This is a genomic window from Brachybacterium zhongshanense (genome assembly GCF_055385755.1).
In genome coordinates, this window is record NZ_AP043790.1 from 796,785 (window position 1) to 815,219 (window position 18,435).

General features: G+C 71.8%; 14 protein-coding genes. 9 read left to right on the plus strand and 5 right to left on the minus strand.

Features of this window, described 5'->3' with window-relative positions:
• Positions 1-99: 99 nt before the first annotated feature.
• Entirely contained in the window at positions 100-1,095 is a 996-nt protein-coding gene (locus ACZ5AJ_RS03565) for a stage II sporulation protein M (RefSeq protein ID WP_464137135.1), read from the plus strand.
• A 102-nt stretch (positions 1,096-1,197) separates the two neighbouring features.
• The gene (locus ACZ5AJ_RS03570; RefSeq protein WP_464137136.1) at positions 1,198-2,073 is read left to right on the plus strand and encodes a phosphotransferase; all 876 of its coding nucleotides are present in this window, start codon (positions 1,198-1,200) and stop codon (positions 2,071-2,073) included.
• On the opposite strand, the gene ACZ5AJ_RS03575 is transcribed toward ACZ5AJ_RS03570, so the two are convergent.
• Genes ACZ5AJ_RS03575 through ACZ5AJ_RS03595 form a run of 5 tightly spaced genes read right to left on the minus strand, consistent with a single transcriptional unit; the run spans position 2,051 to position 7,592 of the window.
• The gene (locus tag ACZ5AJ_RS03575) at positions 2,051-3,349 is read right to left on the minus strand and encodes a DUF58 domain-containing protein (protein ID WP_464137138.1); all 1,299 of its coding nucleotides are present in this window, start codon (positions 3,347-3,349) and stop codon (positions 2,051-2,053) included. The genes ACZ5AJ_RS03570 and ACZ5AJ_RS03575 overlap by 23 nt on opposite strands.
• Positions 3,350-3,359: 10 nt before the next feature.
• On the minus strand, positions 3,360-4,337 hold the full coding sequence (locus ACZ5AJ_RS03580; RefSeq protein ID WP_464137140.1) for an AAA family ATPase: 978 nt from the start codon (positions 4,335-4,337) through the stop codon (positions 3,360-3,362).
• The gene (locus ACZ5AJ_RS03585) at positions 4,334-5,641 is read right to left on the minus strand and encodes a DUF4350 domain-containing protein (protein WP_464137142.1); all 1,308 of its coding nucleotides are present in this window, start codon (positions 5,639-5,641) and stop codon (positions 4,334-4,336) included. The genes ACZ5AJ_RS03580 and ACZ5AJ_RS03585 overlap by 4 nt, the downstream gene beginning before the upstream one ends.
• Positions 5,638-6,294, minus strand: coding sequence for a DUF4129 domain-containing protein (locus ACZ5AJ_RS03590; protein WP_464137144.1), 657 nt, complete (start codon positions 6,292-6,294; stop codon positions 5,638-5,640). The genes ACZ5AJ_RS03585 and ACZ5AJ_RS03590 overlap by 4 nt, the downstream gene beginning before the upstream one ends.
• Positions 6,291-7,592, minus strand: coding sequence for a glycerophosphoryl diester phosphodiesterase membrane domain-containing protein (locus ACZ5AJ_RS03595; protein ID WP_464137146.1), 1,302 nt, complete (start codon positions 7,590-7,592; stop codon positions 6,291-6,293). The genes ACZ5AJ_RS03590 and ACZ5AJ_RS03595 overlap by 4 nt, the downstream gene beginning before the upstream one ends.
• Before the next feature lie 185 nt (positions 7,593-7,777).
• On the opposite strand from ACZ5AJ_RS03595, the gene mtrA reads away from it, so the two are divergent.
• The 7 genes from mtrA to secA all read left to right on the plus strand — a co-directional run bounded on the left by mtrA (position 7,778) and on the right by secA (position 18,366).
• Positions 7,778-8,473 (plus strand): MtrAB system response regulator MtrA, encoded by a 696-nt coding sequence (gene mtrA / locus ACZ5AJ_RS03600; protein ID WP_464137148.1) that lies wholly within the window; start codon positions 7,778-7,780, stop codon positions 8,471-8,473.
• A 17-nt stretch (positions 8,474-8,490) separates the two neighbouring features.
• A complete protein-coding gene (gene mtrB / locus ACZ5AJ_RS03605) occupies positions 8,491-10,200 on the plus strand; it encodes an MtrAB system histidine kinase MtrB (protein WP_464137149.1) in 1,710 nt (569 codons plus the stop codon).
• Positions 10,197-11,933: an LpqB family beta-propeller domain-containing protein gene (locus ACZ5AJ_RS03610; protein ID WP_464137151.1), complete on the plus strand. Its 1,737-nt coding sequence runs from the start codon at positions 10,197-10,199 to the stop codon at positions 11,931-11,933. The genes mtrB and ACZ5AJ_RS03610 overlap by 4 nt, the downstream gene beginning before the upstream one ends.
• 298 nt (positions 11,934-12,231) lie before the next feature.
• Positions 12,232-13,014: a ComF family protein gene (locus tag ACZ5AJ_RS03615; protein WP_464137153.1), complete on the plus strand. Its 783-nt coding sequence runs from the start codon at positions 12,232-12,234 to the stop codon at positions 13,012-13,014.
• Positions 13,015-13,186: 172 nt separating this feature from the next.
• Positions 13,187-13,840, plus strand: coding sequence for a ribosome hibernation-promoting factor, HPF/YfiA family (gene hpf / locus ACZ5AJ_RS03620; protein WP_464137155.1), 654 nt, complete (start codon positions 13,187-13,189; stop codon positions 13,838-13,840).
• A gap of 304 nt (positions 13,841-14,144) precedes the next feature.
• Entirely contained in the window at positions 14,145-15,266 is a 1,122-nt protein-coding gene (locus ACZ5AJ_RS03625) for a DNA glycosylase AlkZ-like family protein (RefSeq protein ID WP_464137157.1), read from the plus strand.
• A gap of 169 nt (positions 15,267-15,435) precedes the next feature.
• Entirely contained in the window at positions 15,436-18,366 is a 2,931-nt protein-coding gene (gene secA / locus ACZ5AJ_RS03630) for a preprotein translocase subunit SecA (protein WP_464137159.1), read from the plus strand.
• The last annotated feature ends 69 nt before the right edge of the window (positions 18,367-18,435 follow it).

Consider the following 18,435-nt stretch of genomic DNA (forward strand, 5'->3'; position numbering starts at 1 on the left):
TGCACCGTCCGCGTGAGGGTCGAGCGTCTGCTTCCGACGGGGAGCGGACCCGACGGAAGTCGGGGGCGGGGGACGAGGAAGCCCGCCTACCCTGGAGCAGTGGACATCGACGCCTTCATCGCCGTGCACCGTGAGGAGTGGGAGCGCCTGCGGGAGCTGACCCGTCGGCGCCGCCTCGACGCGCCGGAGATCGACGAGCTCATCGCGCTCTACCAGGAGACCGCGACCCATCTGTCGACCGTCCGCTCCACCGTCGCGGACCCGGCGCTGACGGCGCGCCTGTCGCTGCTGGTGCATCGTGCTCGCCTGCGGATCACGGGGACCAGGGTCCCGCTGTGGAGCCACCTGCGCCGGTTCTTCTGGGGCGATCTGCCGGCCGCGCTGTACCGGGCGCGCTGGTCGGTGGCCCTGTCCGCGGCACTGCTGCTGGCTTCCGCCGTCGTCTCGGCGCTGTACTTCGGCCTCGACCAGACCGCCCGGGATCTCGCGGTGGATCCCGAGGCGCAGGAGGCCCTGGTCGAGCAGGACTTCGTCGCCTACTACTTCCAGGGTGAGGCGTCGGGCTTCGCCGCCCAGGTGTGGTCCAACAACGCGTGGATCACCGTGCAGGCCGTCGTCCTCGGCGTGACAGGGATCTGGCCCGTGGTGATGCTCCTGCAGAACGGCATGAACATCGGGCTCAGCGCAGGGGTGATGGGAGCCTACGGCGGGCTGGGCACCTTCTTCGAGTTCATCCTCCCGCACGGGCTGCTGGAGCTGACGGCTGTGGTCGTCGGGGCCGGCGCCGGTCTGCAGGTGTTCTGGGCGTGGGTGCGGCCGGGGCCCCTGCCGCGCCTGGAGTCGCTCGCGCGGTCCGCGCGCGCCCTGGTAACCGTCGGGATCGGACTCGTGCCCGTGCTCCTGGTCTCAGGGATCATCGAGGGCTTCGTGACCCCCAGCTCGCTGCCCGCAGGCGTCAGGATCGCCATCGGCGCCCTCGTCTGGATCGCGTTCCTGGTGTACATGCTGGGCCGGGGGCGGCAGGCGCATCGTGAGGGCATCACCGGCGATCTCTCGGAGGAGATGGCCGGCGACTCCGTCGCCGTGGCGGGCTGACCGGGCTGACCGGGCTGACCGGGCCGGTCCGGTCAGGGCTGAAGCCTGGGCCGCGGTCCCGTCGTCGACCGTCGACCCTGCGCCGCCTCCTAGACTCGGCAGATGGTCAGCACTCTGCGGGAGCCGCCGGCGGGGGCGGAGCAGACGCTGCGCCGCGCCTGGCCTGAGCTCCCCTGGGAGCGGATGCGACCCGCCCACGGAGCCTTCCACTGGGTGCTCGTGATCCCGGGCGCCGCCGTCGTCCGGCTGCGCAGCGGGGCCGGCCACCGGGAGACGATCGATCGGGAGATGCTCACGTCCGCCCTGCTCGCCGATGCCGGCCTGGGGGTTCCGGCTCCGCTGGGGGCAGCGGTCAGCGCCGAGGGCTGGTCCGCAGCGATCTGGTCCCACGTCCCGGGGCAGGGGATGGTGGCGCGCAGCTGGGCGGAGGATCGGAGGCTGATCCTCGGGATCCTCGATCGCTGGCGCGACGCCGCGCTCGCGCATCCTCAGCTCGAGCGGGAGCTGCCCCCGGTGCGGACCTGGTGCGGAGGCGAGGAGTGGCCGCGCATCGTCGACGAGATCACGGCCCGCGCACCCGCTCTCCAGCGGCGGGCCCGCGCCGCCGCCGAGGACGTGGCAGCCGATGCCGCGGGCCCGGGGGCCGACGCGGCGACCCTCGTCCACGGTGACTTCGGGCCGCACAACATCCTGCTGCACGGTCGGACGGAGACCGACGACGGCGAGCCGCGCGTGATCGACACCGACCATGCGGCCTGGGCGGATCCGGCGGTGGACCTGTCCACCCTGCTCGCCTTCTACCCGCGATCCGACCTCGCGCGGGATGTGGAGGACGCGGTGCTGGACCGCGCGGTCCGACTGCGCCGCTCGCTGCCTCTGCAGATCGCCGCCGCCGCGCATCTGCGCGGGGACGTCGCGCTGCGCGAGCATGCGCTCGGGCGGGCCGGGCGACGGCTCACAGACGTCCCGCGGCCTTGAGCGCCAGATAGGCGTCGGCGAGGGCCTGCGGGGCACGGCTCGGCGGTGCGTCGACGACATGCGCCCCGGCGCGCTCGAGCGCCAGGCCGATCCCGACGCGCTCGGTGCGGGACTGCTCGGCGGACGCGGCGCGATAGACGCTCTCGACGTCGCCCCGCTCGTCCGCCAGGGAGTCCAGCGCGGGGTCGCTCACCGAGGCGACCACGAGCGGGTGGTCGGCGGCGATCCTCGCGGCGACCGGGAGCAGGCCGGTGTGCAGGACGGACGCCTCGATGGGGGTCAGCAGCACCACCAGGGAGCCGCGGCGGGCGCGGCCCGCGATCGTGGAGGCGGCCAGCTCCCAGTCGGTCTCCACGAGCGCCGGATGCACCGGTGATGTCGCCGCGACCATGTCGTGCAGGACCGTGGTGCGGCTCGTGCCGGATACGGAGACGTGCGGGATGCGGTCGATGCACAGCAGGTCCACGCGGTCCCCGGCCTGCCCGGCGAGCGCCGTCAGCAGCAGCGCGGCGTCGAAGGCGGAGTCCAGGCGGGTGCCCTGGTCGATGCGTGCGGCGGAGGTGCGGGAGGTGTCCACGACGATCAGGATGTGCCGGTCGCGCTCGGGACGCCAGGTGCGCACGACGACGCTGCGACGGCGGGCGGTGGCGCGCCAGTCGATGGAGCGCACGTCGTCGCCGTCGACGAAGTCGCGCAGGGAGTCGAACTCGGTGCCCTGTCCGCGCTGATGGAGGGCGGAGAGCCCTTCGATCTCGCGCAGGCGCCGGACGCGGGAGGGGAGATGGCGACGGGAGCCGAAGGGATGCAGAGCCAGAATGCGTCCGGGGACGCCGACGTCGGCGCTGCGGCGACCCAGTCCGAGGGGCCCGCGGGAGCCGATCACGAGGGCGCGGGAGGAATGCTCGCCGCGCCGCGTCGGCGTGAAGCTCTGGGCGATCGCACGGCGCTCATGCGCGGGGAGGCGCAGACGATGGTACTGATCGTCGAGGCCTGCAGTGGGGTTCCAGGCGTCGCGGATCTCGAGGTCGGCGGTGCGTGCGGCGGGGTTGGTCAGCAGGAGGCGGCCGGAGGCGACGGTGCCGAGGCGGACCTGTCCGGGGGCCTGACGCCGCACGACGAGCGCGCGCGGCGAGGGGGCCAGCAGCGCGTCGGCGACGACGAGGGCGCCCCACGCCGCGATGAGCGCGAGGAGCGTCCACCAGTGCGGCCAGAGCACGACGACGGGCAGGCCGACGAGGGCCGCGAGCGCGGCCCTCGGGGTCGGGCTGATCCTCATGGGCGGTCTCTCAGCGGGGGACGGCCACGGAGGCGAGGGTCGCGGCGAGGACCGCCTCGACCTGGGTCCCCTCGAGCTCGGCCTCGGTGGTCAGGCGGACGCGGTGGGAGAGCGTCGCCGGAGCCATGGTCTTGACGTCGTCGGGCGTGATGAAGTCCCGGCCGGAGAGGTAGGCCCATGCACGGGAGGTGCGCAGCAGCGCGATCGCGCCGCGGGGGGAGACGCCGAGGGAGAGGCTGGGGGATCGCCGCGTCGCGCGGCAGACGTCGACGATGTACTGGACGACGGGGTCCTCGGCGGCGACGCGGGAGACGTCCTGCTGGGCGCTGTGCAGCGACGCGGCGTCGACCACGGCGCGCAGCCCCATGGCGGGGAGGTCGGTGGTGTCGAAGCCGTCGGCGTGGCGGCGCAGCACATCGATCTCGGTCTCGCGCTCGGGCAGCGGCAAGACGGCCTTGAGCAGGAAGCGGTCCAGCTGCGCCTCGGGGAGGGTGTAGGTGCCGTCGAATTCGATGGGGTTCTGCGTGGCGACGACGAGGAAGGGATCGGGGAGCGGCCGGCCGACGCCGTCGACGGTCACCTGCCGCTCCTCCATCGCCTCGAGCAGCGCGGACTGGGTCTTGGGGGGAGTCCGGTTGATCTCGTCGGCCAGGAGGAGGTTGGTGAACACGGGGCCTTCGCGGAAGACGAGGTCGGAGGTCGTGCTGTCGTAGACGAGGGACCCGGTGATGTCTCCCGGCATCATGTCGGGAGTGAACTGGACACGACGCATGCGGACGTCCAGGGCTGCGGCGAGGGAGCGGACGAGGAGGGTCTTGGCGACTCCCGGCACGCCTTCGAGCAGCACATGGCCGCGGCACAGCAGGGCGACGACGAGGCTGGTCACCGCGGCGTCCTGGCCGACGACCCCCTTGTGCACCTCGGCGGCGAGGCTCTGGAGGCGGGTGCGGGCGTCGCCGTCGGCGGGCGCGTCGGTGCTCTGGGTCATCGGTCGATCTCCTTCTCGAGTCTGTCGAGCTGCTCGGCCAGGGCCACGAGGTCCTGGTCGGTGGTGACGGGGGAGGGCCCCAGCAGGTCGCGGAGCTCCTGCGGGGTGCGCGGAGGCGTGCGGTCCGGGGTGCTTCCCGGGGTGCTCTCCGGGGCGGACTGCTCGACGAGGGCCGCGATCAGCGCGTCCAGGGAGGACTCGCGGTGCAGGCCGAGGTGTGCGGCGAGCCGGGAGCAGGCGGCGGCGCGCAGCGCAGCGGCGGCGGCATCGCGCGCGTCGGCCCTGTGCAGGAGTCGGGAGCGTCCGAGCACGAGCTCCTGCGGACGCACGGACACAGGGAGCGGTTCGACCACGACCGGGCCGGTGCGTCGGCCGACGGCGACCAGGGCGATCAGAGCGACCACCAGGAGCCACAGTGCGACCGGCGCCGCCCACCGAGGCAGGTGGGTGAGCAGCGTGGCGGAGCTCGCGGCCAAGGGGTCGGCCGCCGAGGGCAGGTACCAGGTCGCCGCTCCGTCGTCGCCGAGGAGGTTGAGCGCGAGAGCGGAGTTGTCGGACTCTCCGATGCCCTCGTTGGTCAGCAGATCCGCGGAGCCCAGCACGACGACGTCGCCGTCGCGCACGACGAGGGCGCCCGCCTGCCCGGAGCCGGAGGGGTCGTCGTCGGCGAAGCAGCCGGTGGCCTCGCCGCCGGCGCGGTAGAGGCGGGAGGCGCCTGCCGCGCCGTCCTCCCCGAGCACGCGCACGGCGCGGGCGCCGAAGGAGAGGTCTCCGCAGTCCTCGGCGGGGAGGACGGCGGACTCCTCGAGGGCGCCGGCGGGGGAGACGTCGGGTGCGAGGACCGACAGCGCGACGGCGTCGGGACGGACGAGCACGAGCCGGCCCTCGCCCTCGCTCTCGGCGAGCGCCTGGGAGAGCAGATCGAGCTGCTCGGCGCCGAGGCCGGAGGTGGACGTGACCAGGACGGTGCGTCCTGAGCGCAGAGCGTCCGCGGCGTCGGAGGTCCTGCGCGCGACGTCGACGTCGACGTCGAGGTCGCCGAGCACGGTCACGACGGCGCGGGACCCCTGGGGTGTGGGCGCATCATGCTCGAGGAGGCCGTCCCGGTAGTAGCCTCGGGCGACTCCTGCGAGGACGGCGGCGAGCACGGCCAGCACGACGATCACGACGAGGCCGGGGCGGCGGTCGCCGCGACGGGTGTCCCTCTCGCCGCCGGTGGGGGAGCGGTCCGGGATGTCGCCGGCGGAGCCGCTCGGGGCGCCGGCCCCGGTCCTGCCAGCCGTCTGCAGGGGAGGGGCGCTCATGCCGTCCTCCCTGCGGGCTCCTCGAGCGTCCCGGAGAGGTCCGGTGCGGACTCGGCCATGTACTCGGCCAGGCGCAGCAGGTCCTCGGCCTGCTTGCGGCGGACAGTGCGGTGGGAGTAGGCGGCAGTGTCGAAGGCGTCGGCGGCGAGCAGGAGGCGACCGCGCAGGTCGGGGAATGCGGAGGCGGCGTCCCGTGCCGCCTCGTGCGCGGTCATGCCGGTGGTGCCGTCCAGCAGCGTGCGCTCCTCGAGGTCCCGCACGAGTGCGCGCAGCGCCAGGACGGTGCCGTCGTCCAGGAGCCCGCTGTCGATCGCCTCGCGCGAGCGCTCGCGCAGCTCGCTCCCGCTCTGACGGAGCTCCCCGCCGAGCTGGGAGCTCACCCCGAGGGCGGCGCCGCGGCGGATCAGCCCGGTGCGCCGACCCACCCCGACGAGGACCGCGAGCAGGCCGATCACGGCGGCGACGGCGAGTCCGGTGCCGAGCGCGGAGGACCCGTCGACACCGTCGACCAGGCCGACGATCCATTCGTCGATCACTCCGAGCAGCCAGGAGACGAAGCCGTCGGAGCGTCCGTACTCGCCCTTGGACAGCTCGTCGAGGACCCGCGATCGGGCCTCATCGGGGTCGGTGACCACGGGCCCGGCGAGGATCATCGCTGGCTCCGCGCCGCTGTGCGGCCGGTGGAGGGCCCCGCGGCCATCACCCCTGCGGCGGGACCTGCGGGGTCGATGGGCCGGGCGCCGACGGGGAATCCGTCGGCAGGACCTGTGCCGGCAGGATCTGTGCCGACAGGACCGTCGGCTGCGTGATCGCGCAGCGGCGAGCGATGGCGCTGCTCGCGGACGGTGCGGACGAGCTCGATGTCCCATGCCTCATGGCGCATGCGGACGTCGGCGTAGAGGGCGGCGATCGCCGCGGCGTAGAACGGGGTCAGCAGGAAGGTAGCGACGTACGCGCCGATCATGGAGATCACCGTCAGGACCATCACGCCCAGGGTCACGGACTCGAACGAGCTCGCCAGCAGGATCGCGAGATAGAGGACGGTGCCGACGGTGCCGAAGACGCCCGCCACGACCTGGCTGGCGAGGTAGTACAGCACGTAGACGAGGACGCCGATGCCCAGCACCCTCCACACGCGACGGCCCGAGGTGAGCGCGAAGGAGCGGCGCAGAGCTCCCAGCACTCCCGGCCCCTCCACGGCGAGGGCGGGGATCGCCATCAGCAGTCGGCTCCACACCCACACCGCTGCGAGGACGCCGACGACGAGACCCGTGACCAAGGGCACGACGGTCAGGGGCGAGGGCTCGAGCATCAGGACCATCGGGAGGGCGCCGAGCACGACGGGCAGCGCGAAGACCGCCAGGACGAGCAGCGAGGCGATCAGCGAGACGGCGACAGCGGAGATTCCGAAGCGCCGCGTCGTCGCCCAGACCCTCTGATCCTCCTCGCGCCCGCCGGTCGCCGCATCGATCGCGATGCGGGTGAGGGGGACCGTCACGACGGCCGCGGCGACCAGCGTGATCAGCGAGGTGATCAGGGTCGAACCGACGACGGAGGCGAGGTCCCCGACGGAGGTGAAGGACGAGGACTCCGCGGTCGGATCCTCCATCGCAGTCTGGATCTGTCCGATCAGCGGGAGCATGCCGACGCCGGTGGAGACAGTGATCAGGACGAAGGCGACGCCGAAGACGGAGGCGGACAGCGCCAGCGTCGGGCGGGCCCGCAGCCGGTAGATCCGGACCGCAGCACCGAGGATCTCCCCCAGCGAGAGGGGACGCAGCGGGAAGAGCGGCAGCGTCGCGTCGAGCTCCCGCGCGGGACCGCTGCTCGGAGGGGTTCCGGGGGCGCCGCGTCCGGGCGCCCCCGGGACCTGGGCGGCTCCGGGCTCGTGCTCGGCGCCGCTCCGCGGCTCGGGTGACGTGGCCCCCGGGGCTGTCCATCCGGTGCTCATGTCGTGCGCACTCCTCCTCGTCGTCGGCCGACGGCCGCCGCGGCGACCGCAGGGTCCAACCTACGGATCCGCGGGCCGCGGACCGATCCGACGAACGTCGATGCTGCGGGTCCGGTGGTCCACCGTCCAGGGGCGACGCGGCGCGGACGGGCGCACGTGCCGCCGGGCGAGCAGGAAATGGCACAATGAGCCCCATGACGTCGCCTTCACGGATCCTCGTTGTCGATGACGACCAGGCGATAGCCGAGATGGTCGGCATCGTGCTGCGGGGCAAGGGCTTCGAGGTCGCCACCTCGCCCGACGGGGCCTCGGCCCTGGAGACCTTCCCCCGGCTGCGGCCCGACCTGGTCCTGCTGGACCTCATGCTGCCCGGCATGGACGGCATCGAGGTGTGCCGTCGCCTGCGGCGCGACTCCGGGGTCCCCATCATCATGCTCACCGCGCGCTCCGACACCGCGGACGTGGTCGAGGGCCTCGAGGCAGGGGCGGACGACTACCTCACCAAGCCCTTCGAGCCCGATGAGCTGGTCGCCCGCATCAAGGCGCGGGTGCGCCGCGTCGAGGCGCCCACCACCGAGCAGCTCGCCATCGGGGACCTGATGATCGACGTCGACGGCCATGAGGTGCGCCGCGGCGACGAGGTGATCCCGCTGACGCCCCTCGAGTTCGACCTGCTCGCGCAGCTGGCGCGCAAGCCCTGGCAGGTGTTCACGCGCGATGTGCTGCTGCGCGACGTGTGGGGCTACCGGCACAGCGCCGACACGCGTCTGGTCAACGTGCACGTGCAGCGGCTGCGCTCCAAGATCGAGCACGACCCCGAGAACCCGACCATCGTGGTCACCGTGCGCGGCGTCGGATATCGCGCCGGCGGCGGGGCCTGAGGGGAGCGGGACCGGCGGTGGCGGACGGCGAGGGCGCCTCGCGGCTCCGCGAGCACGGGCGCCGCGCACGGGAGGCCATCGATCCGCGACGGTGGTCGCTCGCGCTGCGCGTCGTCGTGGTCACGACGCTGCTGGCGACCTTCGCGATCCTCTCCGTGGGCACCTACCTGTCCTCCGTCATCGCCGACGGGCTCTACGAGCAGCGGCGCGAGCGGGTCCTCGACGAGACGGTCGAGGTGCGCAGCGACCTCATCGACGACCTCTCCTCCCTCTCCGGCGCGACCAGCACCCAGCAGCAGGACGCCGCCTACGCCTTCATCACCTCGGTGGGCGGGCAGAGCGGTGCCGATGCCCGTGAGGTCGCGCTCTTCCCGGCGGATGCCTCCTCGACGGTCCTGCAGGTCGCGTCCGACCAGACCCTCTTCGACACCATCGACGAGGAGTTCGAGGGGTCGGTGGCGGCTTCCCCGGACTCCCTCGTCTGGCGCTCGATCGGGCGCGAGGGGTCCAGCGGCGGCGTCGAGCCCGCACTGCTGGTGGGCACCCGCGTCATCGTCCCCGGCACAGGGTCGTACGACCTGTACCTCGTGTACTCCCTGCAGGAGGAGCAGCAGACGCTGTCCTTCGTCCAGCGGGTGATCCTCGGAGGCGGCGCCGTGCTGCTGGCCCTCGTGGTGGGCATCGCCGTGGTGGTCGCGCGTCTGGTCACCACCCCGCTGAGGAGGGCCGCGCTCGCCGCGGAGAAGATGGCTGCAGGCGACCTCAGCAGCCGCGTCGAGGTCTCCGGCAGCGACGAGCTGGCGAGGGTGGGGGAGTCCTTCAACGACATGGCCACGAGCCTCGCCCAGAAGGTCGACGACCTCACCGAGCTCTCGCGCGTCCAGCAGCGCTTCGTCGCCGACGTCTCCCACGAGCTGCGCACGCCCCTGACGACCATCCGCATGGCGGCCTCCGTGCTCGACGAACGGCGCGACCGCCTGCCCGGTGACCTCGCCCGCACGGCCGAGCTGCTGTCCACGCAGGTCGAGCGGTTCGATGCGCTGCTCGCCGATCTGCTGGAGATCTCCCGGTTCGATGCCGGTGCCGCACGGCTCGAGACCCGGCGCGAGGACATCGACGACCTCGTCGCCATCGCGGTCGAGGACGTGCGCCCGCTCGCGGCCGCCCGCGGCTGCACGCTGGACCTGCGGCTCGCAGGGGAGGACATGGAGGCCATGGTCGACGCTCGCAGAGTCGACCGGATCCTGCGCAACCTGCTCACCAACGCGATCGAGCACGGTGCAGGCAGACCGGTCGTCGTGCAGACCGCGGGCGATGACGCCGGCGTGGCCGTGATCGTCCAGGACTTCGGCCCGGGGATCAGCCCGGAGGATGCCCGGCGCGTGTTCGACCGCTTCTGGCGGGCGGACCCGTCGCGCGCCCGCACCCTCGGCGGCACGGGGCTGGGCCTGTCGATCTCGGTCGAGGATGCGCACCTGCACTCCGGCTGGCTGCAGGCGTGGGGGCAGGTCGGCGAGGGCGCCGTGTTCCGTCTCACGCTGCCGCGCCGTCCGGGCGGTGCGCTCGTGCGCTCCCCGCTGCGTCTGGAGCGCTCCTTCGACCGGAGCTCGCCGGACGTCGAGCCGAGCCCGGAGACAGGCGAGCTCGAGATCTCGCCCGATCTGCTGCCGGACATGCTGACCGATCCTGCCCAGGACCCGTCGGAGCCCGGGAGGGAGCACCCATGAGCCGATCTGATGCGTTCCGTCCGGACTCCGCCGTCGGCCGACGGACGCTGCTGCGCGCCGCCGGCGCCGCCGGGATCCTCGGACTGGCCGGCGCCTGTGCACGGATCCCCACCGACTCGGACATCTCGGTCCGGGAGCTCGGCGAGGAGGCGCAGGCCGGCGCCCCGTACGTGCGAGCGCTCCCGCCGTCCGAGGATGCGACGCCCGCCGAGGTCGTCCTGGGCTTCGTGCAGGCCGGCGTCGGCCCGGAGGACGACTTCGCGGTGGCTCGCGAGTACCTCACCGGAGCACTCGTCTCCTCCTGGGATCCCGCTGCCCAGGTGACGATCTTCTCCGGCAGCCAGGAGCTGCAGGTCGAGGCCGTCGACGAGACCAGTGCGACGCTCGTCGTGCAGGTGGTCGCCTCGGTGAGCGCCGACGGCGTGCGGAGCCTGCTCGCCGGGGTGACACCTCGCGACGTCTCCATCGGGCTCACCCAGGTCGACGGCCAATGGAGGATCTCCGACGCACCCGACGGAATCTTCCTCTCCGAGGCGGCCTTCGACACCCTCTACGCTCCGGCGCGGCTCTACTTCGCCGATCCGCGACGCCTCCACCTGGTCCCCGACCAGCGCTGGTTCTCCCTGCACCGAGGAGCCTCCGCGGTGCTGGCCGCGCTCGCGACCGGGCCCGCGCCCTTCCTCGCTGACGCGGTCGTCTCCGAGGTCCCCGGCAGCTCGGGCGTCGCGGATGCGACCATCACGACGGGGGCCGACGGCGTGGTCCAGGTGACCGTCCCGGCGGCGGTCGGTCGGCTGGACCTGGCCCGACGGAAGGTCGCGATCGCGCAGATCGAGGCATCGCTGCGATCCATGAGCACGCTCAGCGGAGTGCGACTGATCTGGGACGGCGATGACCTGACCCCGACAGGGGACGACACGCTCGAGCGGGCCCTGCCCGGACATCGCCCCATCGCCGCCGCCGCGGAGGGGATCATCTCGCTCGCCGACACCGACATGCAGGGGCTGCCGGTGCAGCTGGTCCCCTCCCTCGCCGGGACGACCGTGAGCTCCCCGGCGATCGCGCAGGACGGCATCATGGCGGCCGCGCTCGCCGAGGACTCGTCGATGGTGCTGGTGACGTCCACGGACGGATCGCTTCCTCTGCGGGAGGCGGCCAGCGGCGGTGTGTTCGTCGGCCCGCGCATCGACGACGCGGGCTATGTGTGGACCAGCGCGCGAACCAGCGCGGGCGCGCTGCTGGCGCTGTCGGGTGCAGGCTCCGACGCCGATGTGAAGGTGGACGCCCCGTTCCTGGGGGACCGTGAGGTGCTCGCCCTCGACATCGCGAACGACGCGACGCGCCTGCTCGTGCTCTCGGCCGACAGCGCAGGATCCCGCCTGGACCTGTGCGCGGTGCGACGCGACGAGGACGGGGCACCGATCTCCCTCACCGAGCCGGTCGTCATCCGGGCCCCCCAGATGAGCGACCTGACCCGTGCCTGCTGGTACGACGAGGTCGCAGTGCTCGTGCTGGGTGAGGACACCAGCGCCCAGGAGCAGCGCGCGCAGGTCCTCGATCTCGCGAACGGGCGCGACCCGCTGCCGGACTTCGGGATAGAGGTCGTCTCCATAGCGGGCACCTCGGTCGCCGAGACGGTGTGGGCGGGGACCGCCGAGGGCACGCTCCTGCGCAGCGACGGCGAGGGCTGGGCGAGCGTCGAGACCACCGCCACCGATCCGAGCTTCTACTGAGCGCTCTCGCCGTCGAGCGCTCCCGTGCTCCTGCTGGGAGTGATCCCGAGCGCGGTGCGCCTTGGGGCGGCGCCTCCCCGATGCGATCCTCCCCAGCGCCCCGCCGTCCACATCCCGAGTGCGGTGGGATGCGCGCGGCGGGGCTCCCTGGTGCGATGGCACCATGGACACGACGGACTCCACGGCCCCGGTTGACGGACGTGACAGACCTGCCGGACGTGACAGACCTGCCGACCCCGACAGACCTGAGAGAGTCGACGGAGCCGACCGCAGGGGAGCGGCAGGCCGGTGCGGGCCGATGCCGACCAGAGCCGCGGCCCGGCTCGCAGCCGTCCTGGTCGAGGTGATCGCGCAGACCTGCTCGCTGATCGCCCCCCGTGAATGCCCCTGCGGAGCGGAGGGAGCGTGGCTCTGCGGACGCTGCGCTCGCCTCCTGCTCTCCGAGCCGATGAGGGTCGATGCGGCCTGCGACTTGCTTCAGGACCTGTCCGCCGCGCGAGTGCGCGAGGAAGGGCCGACGCGTCCGGTGGGGGTGGACCACAGGCCCCTGCTGCCGGTGCTCGCGCTCGGCGAGTACTCGGGGCCGCTCCAGAGCCTCGTGCTGGCGTGGAAGAACGGCGGGATGCTGCACCTGGGGCCCAGGCTCGCCTCGGGACTCGCTCCGGCGGTCGAAGCTCTGACCGCCGGCCTGCCGAGCACGTCGTCGGCCGGACCGGTCCTCCTCGTTCCTGTGCCCTCGCGACGCGGTGCGCGGCTGCGCAGGGGAGAGGACCATGTGGGCGAGCTGGTGCGGGAGCTGGAGCATCACGGCGTCGGCCGGGCGCTGTCCCTCAGCGCTTCCCCGACCACAGGGCAGGAGGGGCGGGGATCCCGTCAGAGGCGTCTGCGCAGGATCCGCCTGGGACCCGGGGCGCTGCGGTCCGTGGAGCCCGGGAGCTGCGCCGTGATCGTCGATGACGTCGTCACCACGGGGGCGACCCTGCGCGGCATGCATGAGGCCCTGACCTCGGAGGGGATCCGGGTGCTCGGGGCGGCGGTGATCGCCTCCGCGCGCATACCGTCCTCGGTGCGCGTGCCTTGAGCCGAGAGCGGATGGGCGGGACCAGCGGTGCGGAAAGCGGATGAGATCCATGGCACACTGTTCTCACTCGCATCGATCGCGAGTCCTCTCCCGTCAGGAGGTGCCCACCCAGCCGAAGAGCCATCGCGGCCGGGCTCAGAGCGGCCGCATCCCGACCTGAGGAGTACCACTCATGGAGATCAATGTCGTCGGACGCCACATGGACGTCCCGGATCGCTTCCGCCGCCACCTCACCGACAAGCTCGACAAGGTCACCCAGCTCGCCCCCGCGGCGATGAGGGTGGACGTGGAGATCTCACAGGAGAAGAACCCCCGCCAGAGCGAGCTCAGCGATCGCGTGGAGCTGACGGTCTACGACAGCGGAGCCGTCATCCGTTCCGAGGCGAGGGCGGATGACCTGTACGGTGCGCTGGACATCGCCTACGGGAAGCTCCTCGAACGTCTGCGGCGCTCGCGCGACCGTCGGAAGGATCGCCGCCGCGGACGCGAGCGCTCCCACCAGGGGGCACCGGCGAGCCTGCGGACGATGGCTGCGGACGGCGAGCTTCCCGCACCGCTCCAGGACCAGGGCGACGAGAACGCGGAATCGCCCGACGAGGGAGGCGAGACGGCGGCGACCGAAGAGTTCAGCCCTGTGGTGATCAGGGAGAAGAAGCATCCTGCCGAACCCATGAGCATCGACGACGCCCTCTATCGGATGGAGCTCGTCGGCCACGACTTCTTCCTCTTCATCGACGAGGGGACGGGCAACCCCAAGGTGGTCTACCGCCGCAAGGGGTGGAGCTACGGAGTGATCGAGCTGGAGGGTGAGCTGCAGCCGTCCTGATCGAGGCATGACCGTCGCGGCGGGCGGTGCGCACGATCTGCGCCCCGCCCGCCGCGTCATGCCCGCGGTGCTCAGCGGCGGCATCGCGGGAAGGGGTTGGGGGGGAGGGAGATCCCAGGATGACGACCGGAACGACGACCGCTGCAGGTCCGACCGATGTGCTCAGCGGGGCGCAGGCCCGCGCGATCGCCCTGCGCTCCCAGGGGATCGGGGGAGCCGACGCACGGCGGTCCCCTCCATCCGTGCCAGCAGGGAGGCGCTGCGGAGCACCGTCGAGCGGATCCATCTGCTCCAGATCGACTCCGTGAGCGTCTTCGCACGCGCCCACCACATGCCCGTGTTCACCCGGTGCGGCAGCTGGGACCTTCGGGTCCTCGACGCCGCCGCACAGCCCGGACAGGAGCGCCTCGTCCGCGAGGCGCTCGCCCACGAGGCGGCGTTCGCGACCGAGGAGGTGCATCGCCACCTCGCCTTCCGACGTCGGCGGGCGCGCCGCGAAGGCTGGCGAGCAGTGCAGGACGCCGCTCGGAGCATGCCCGACGCGCTCGACCGCATCCGGGGCCTGCTGGAGGAGAGGGGTCCCCTGAGCGCTGCAGAGATCTCCCGTGCGCTCGGCGATCACGACCGCGCCGACGGCTGGGGATGGCGACGGACCACCGTCCAATGGGCCGTCGAGCATCATTTCCGCACAGGCGACCTCGAGTGCGTAGGTCGCAGCGCCCAGTTCGAGAGGCTCTATCTGCCGGGAACCAGGCCGTCCCTCGAGGCGAGCGAAGAGGAGGACGTCGCCCGTCTGGTCTCCCTAGCAGCCCGCGCGCTCGGCATCGCCGATGCCGCGTCGATCGCCGACTACTTCCGGCTCAAGGGCGCACTCGCACGACCGGCGATCGAGGCGATGGTGGCCGCCGGAGAGCTCCGGAACGTCGACGTGGACCTGCCGGGCGGTCGCCGCCGCATGCTGCTGCACCGTGAGGCCCCGGAGCCGACCCCCGTCCGGACGAGGGCTCTGGTCAGCCCCTTCGACCCCGTCGTCTTCCACCGCCCGCGCCTGAGAGCGCTGTTCGACGTGGACTACCGGATCGGGATCTACACGCCGGCCGAACGCCGGACGAGCGGCTACTACTCCCTGCTCTTCCTCATGGGCGGGATCTTCCCCGCCCGGGTCGACCTGCGTGCTGACCGTCCCCGCGGCATCCTCGAGGTCCGTGGGGTGTATCGCGAGGCCCTGCCCAACCTGGGCGGTCGGGTGCGTCGGAGCGATGCTGCCGTCGCACGCGCCCTCGCCGGCGAGCTGCGCCGCGCGGCCCGCTGGCAGCATCTCGAGGATGTGCTCATGGCAGATGCTGCCCTCGCCCCGGGCGCGGATGCCCCGCTCACCGCAGCGCTCACGGACGCGCTCGCGGAGGAGCTGATCGCGTCCGCATGAACGGCCGAGGCGGGAGCGACCGCCGGGTCGGCTGGTGCGCTCATGCGCCGGGCTGATCTGCTCCGTCCAGAGGATCGGTGCAGCGATCAGCGCGAGTGGACCCGCGCCGTCTACGATGGGGCAGGCATCGGACGCCCTGGGGGCGCATGAGACAACTTCGGGAGCATGTGTGGTCAACCTCTTCGACAAGATCCTGCGAGCCGGCGAGGGGCGTGAGCTCCGTCGGCTCGAGAGCATCGCCACGCAGGTCGACGACGCGGGCGACGTCTTCGCGGAGCTGAGCGACGACGAGCTCCGGGGGGAGACCGCGCGCTTCCGGGAGAGACTCGAGGACGGCGAGACGCTCGACGACATCATGGTCGAGGCCTTCGCCGCCGTGCGCGAGGCCGCTACCCGCACCCTCGGTCAGCGGCCGTACGCCGTGCAGATCATGGGTGGTGCCGCCCTGCACCGCGGTCGCATCGCCGAGATGAAGACCGGTGAGGGCAAGACGCTGGTCGCGACGCTGCCGGCATACCTCAACGCGCTGGCCGGCAAGGGCGTGCACGTGGTGACCGTCAACGACTACCTGGCGAGCTACCAGAGCGACCTGATGGGGCGAGTCTTCCGCGCCCTGGGGCTGACCACCGGTGTCATCAAGTCCGGTCTGACCCCGGCTGAGCGTCGCGAGGAGTACGCGGCAGACATCACCTACGGCACGAACAACGAGTTCGGCTTCGACTATCTGCGCGACAACATGGCTCTCAAGCCCGAGGACAGGGTCCAGCGGGGCCACTTCTTCGCAGTCGTCGACGAGGTCGACTCGATCCTCATCGACGAGGCGCGGACCCCGCTGATCATCTCCGGTCCGGCCTCGGGCGATGCCAACAAGTGGTACTCGGAGTTCGCGAAGGTCGTGAAGCTGCTGCGCCGCGATCGCGACTACGAGGTCGACGAGAAGAAGCGCACGGTCGGAGTGCTCGAGTCCGGCATCGACAAGGTCGAGGACCATCTGGGCATCGAGAACCTCTATGAGTCGCTGAACACTCCGCTGATCGGCTTCCTGAACAATGCGATCAAGGCCAAGGAGCTGTTCAAGCGCGACAAGGACTATGTCGTGCTCAACGGCGAGGTCCTCATCGTCGACGAGCACACCGGTCGCATCCTCGCCGGGCGCCGCTACAACGAGGGCATGCACCAGGCCATCGAGGCCAAGGAGGGCGTGAAGATCAAGGCGGAGAACCAGACGCTCGCCACGATCACCCTCCAGAACTACTTCAAGCTGTACGACAAGCTCTCGGGGATGACGGGAACGGCTGAGACCGAGGCCGCGGAGTTCATGAACACCTACAAGCTGGGTGTCGTGCCGATCCCGACGCACCGTCCCATGCGGCGTGCTGATCAGGCGGACAGGATCTACCGCACCGAGAAGGCGAAGTTCGATGCGGTCGTGGAGGACATCGTCCGTCGCCACGACAGAGGGCAGCCGGTGCTGGTCGGCACCACCAGCGTCGAGAAGTCCGAGTACCTCTCCAAGATGCTGACTGCCCAGGGTGTCGCGCACGAGGTCCTCAACGCCAAGAACCATGCCAGGGAGGCCAGCATCATCGCGATGGCGGGCGCCAAGGGCGCGGTCACGGTGGCCACCAACATGGCCGGCCGAGGCACGGACATCATGCTCGGCGGCAACGTCGAGTTCATGGCCCATGCGGCCGTGGAGAAGCTCGGGATCGACCCTGAGGAGGACCCTGAGGGCTACGAGGCCGCCTGGGACGAGGAGATGGAGAAGGCGAAGGCCGCCGTCGCCGAGCAGCACGACGAGGTCACCGAGCTCGGCGGGCTGTACGTCCTGGGCACGGAGCGGCACGAGTCCCGTCGCATCGACAACCAGCTGCGTGGCCGCTCGGGTCGCCAGGGCGATCCGGGGGAGTCCCGCTTCTACCTCTCGCTGCAGGACGATCTGATGCGCCTGTTCAACGCGGGGGCCGCGGAGTCCCTGCTGGCTCGCGGCGGTGTCGACGAGTCGGTTCCGCTGACGGGCCGCATGGTGTCCGGTGCCATCCAGCGCGCGCAGAACTCCATCGAGTCGCGGAACGCCGAGATCCGCAAGAACGTCCTGAAGTACGACGACGTCCTGACCAAGCAGCGCAAGAAGCTGTATGAGGAGCGCGCCCGCATCCTCGAGGGCGAGGATCTCGACGAGCACATCGAGCGATTCATCGACGAGGTCATCGGTGGCACCATCGATGCCCATGCCAAGGGCGTCAACGGGGAGGACATCGATCTCGACGAGCTGTGGGGCGCGCTGCGCACCGCCTTCCCGATCTCCATCACGGCCGAGGAGCTCGTCGAGGAGGTCGGCGGCAAGGAGGAGCTGAACGCCGACGTGCTGAAGGAGGAGATCCTCTCCGATGCACGCCTGGCCTACGAGAAGCGTCGTGAGGAGCTCGGTGACGACGGCCTCCATCAGCTGCAGAGGCGCGTCCTGCTCTCGGTGATGGACCGTCGCTGGCGCGAGCACCTCTACGAGATGGACTATCTCAAGGAGGGCATCGGACTGCGGGCGATGGCCCAGCGCGATCCGCTCGTGGAGTACGAGCGCGAGGGTCATCTGATGTTCAACGACATGATCGCAGGCATCAAGGAGGACGCGGTCGGATACGTCTACAACCTCGAGGTCCAGGTCGCCAAGGCGGAGCCCGTGGTGCCGAAGGCCGTCGCCGACCTCCTGTCCTCGACCTCCGGTTCTCTCGGGAAGGCGGCCGCGTCGGCCGTGGCGAGCACGTCGGCCGCACCGAGCGCTCCCGATGGCGCGGCGGATGACTCCGCAGACTCGGCAGCGGGGAGGTCCGACGGTGATCGGGCGCAGGCGACGGAGAGCGACGCCCCCACCACGGACTCCGGTGAGCAGACAGTGGTGCTGAGCGGACGCGGCCTCGAGGAGGGCGTCTCCGCCGCGCAGCTGCGCTACAGCTCAGCCGAGGGCTCGGGAGTCCAGGATCCGGCGAACCTGTCGCGTGCGCAGCGTCGCCGGCTGGAGCGTCAGGGCCGACGGAGCGCCGGTTCGAACCGGCAGGATCCGGACAAGCCCCGCCCGGAGGACCGTTCGCGTCGCGCCTGAGGAGCGTTCTTGAACAGGGCAGCGGACAGCTGAGCGGGATCACGCACGAGGGAGGGGACGGACCCGTGG

Bases quoted from the DNA above. Each gene is read 5' to 3' on its own strand.
- ACZ5AJ_RS03570 (WP_464137136.1), top strand. From the start codon at position 1,198: ATGGTCAGCACTCTGCGGGAGCCGCCGGCGGGGGCGGAGCAGACGCTG.
- ACZ5AJ_RS03580 (WP_464137140.1), bottom strand. From the start codon at position 4,337: ATGACCCAGAGCACCGACGCGCCCGCCGACGGCGACGCCCGCACCCGC.
- ACZ5AJ_RS03610 (WP_464137151.1), top strand. From the start codon at position 10,197: ATGAGCCGATCTGATGCGTTCCGTCCGGACTCCGCCGTCGGCCGACGG.
- ACZ5AJ_RS03590 (WP_464137144.1), bottom strand. From the start codon at position 6,294: ATGATCCTCGCCGGGCCCGTGGTCACCGACCCCGATGAGGCCCGATCG.
- ACZ5AJ_RS03575 (WP_464137138.1), bottom strand. From the start codon at position 3,349: ATGAGGATCAGCCCGACCCCGAGGGCCGCGCTCGCGGCCCTCGTCGGC.
- ACZ5AJ_RS03585 (WP_464137142.1), bottom strand. From the start codon at position 5,641: ATGAGCGCCCCTCCCCTGCAGACGGCTGGCAGGACCGGGGCCGGCGCC.
- mtrA (WP_464137148.1), top strand. From the start codon at position 7,778: ATGAGCCCCATGACGTCGCCTTCACGGATCCTCGTTGTCGATGACGAC.
- ACZ5AJ_RS03615 (WP_464137153.1), top strand. From the start codon at position 12,232: ATGCCGACCAGAGCCGCGGCCCGGCTCGCAGCCGTCCTGGTCGAGGTG.
- hpf (WP_464137155.1), top strand. From the start codon at position 13,187: ATGGAGATCAATGTCGTCGGACGCCACATGGACGTCCCGGATCGCTTC.
- ACZ5AJ_RS03595 (WP_464137146.1), bottom strand. From the start codon at position 7,592: ATGAGCACCGGATGGACAGCCCCGGGGGCCACGTCACCCGAGCCGCGG.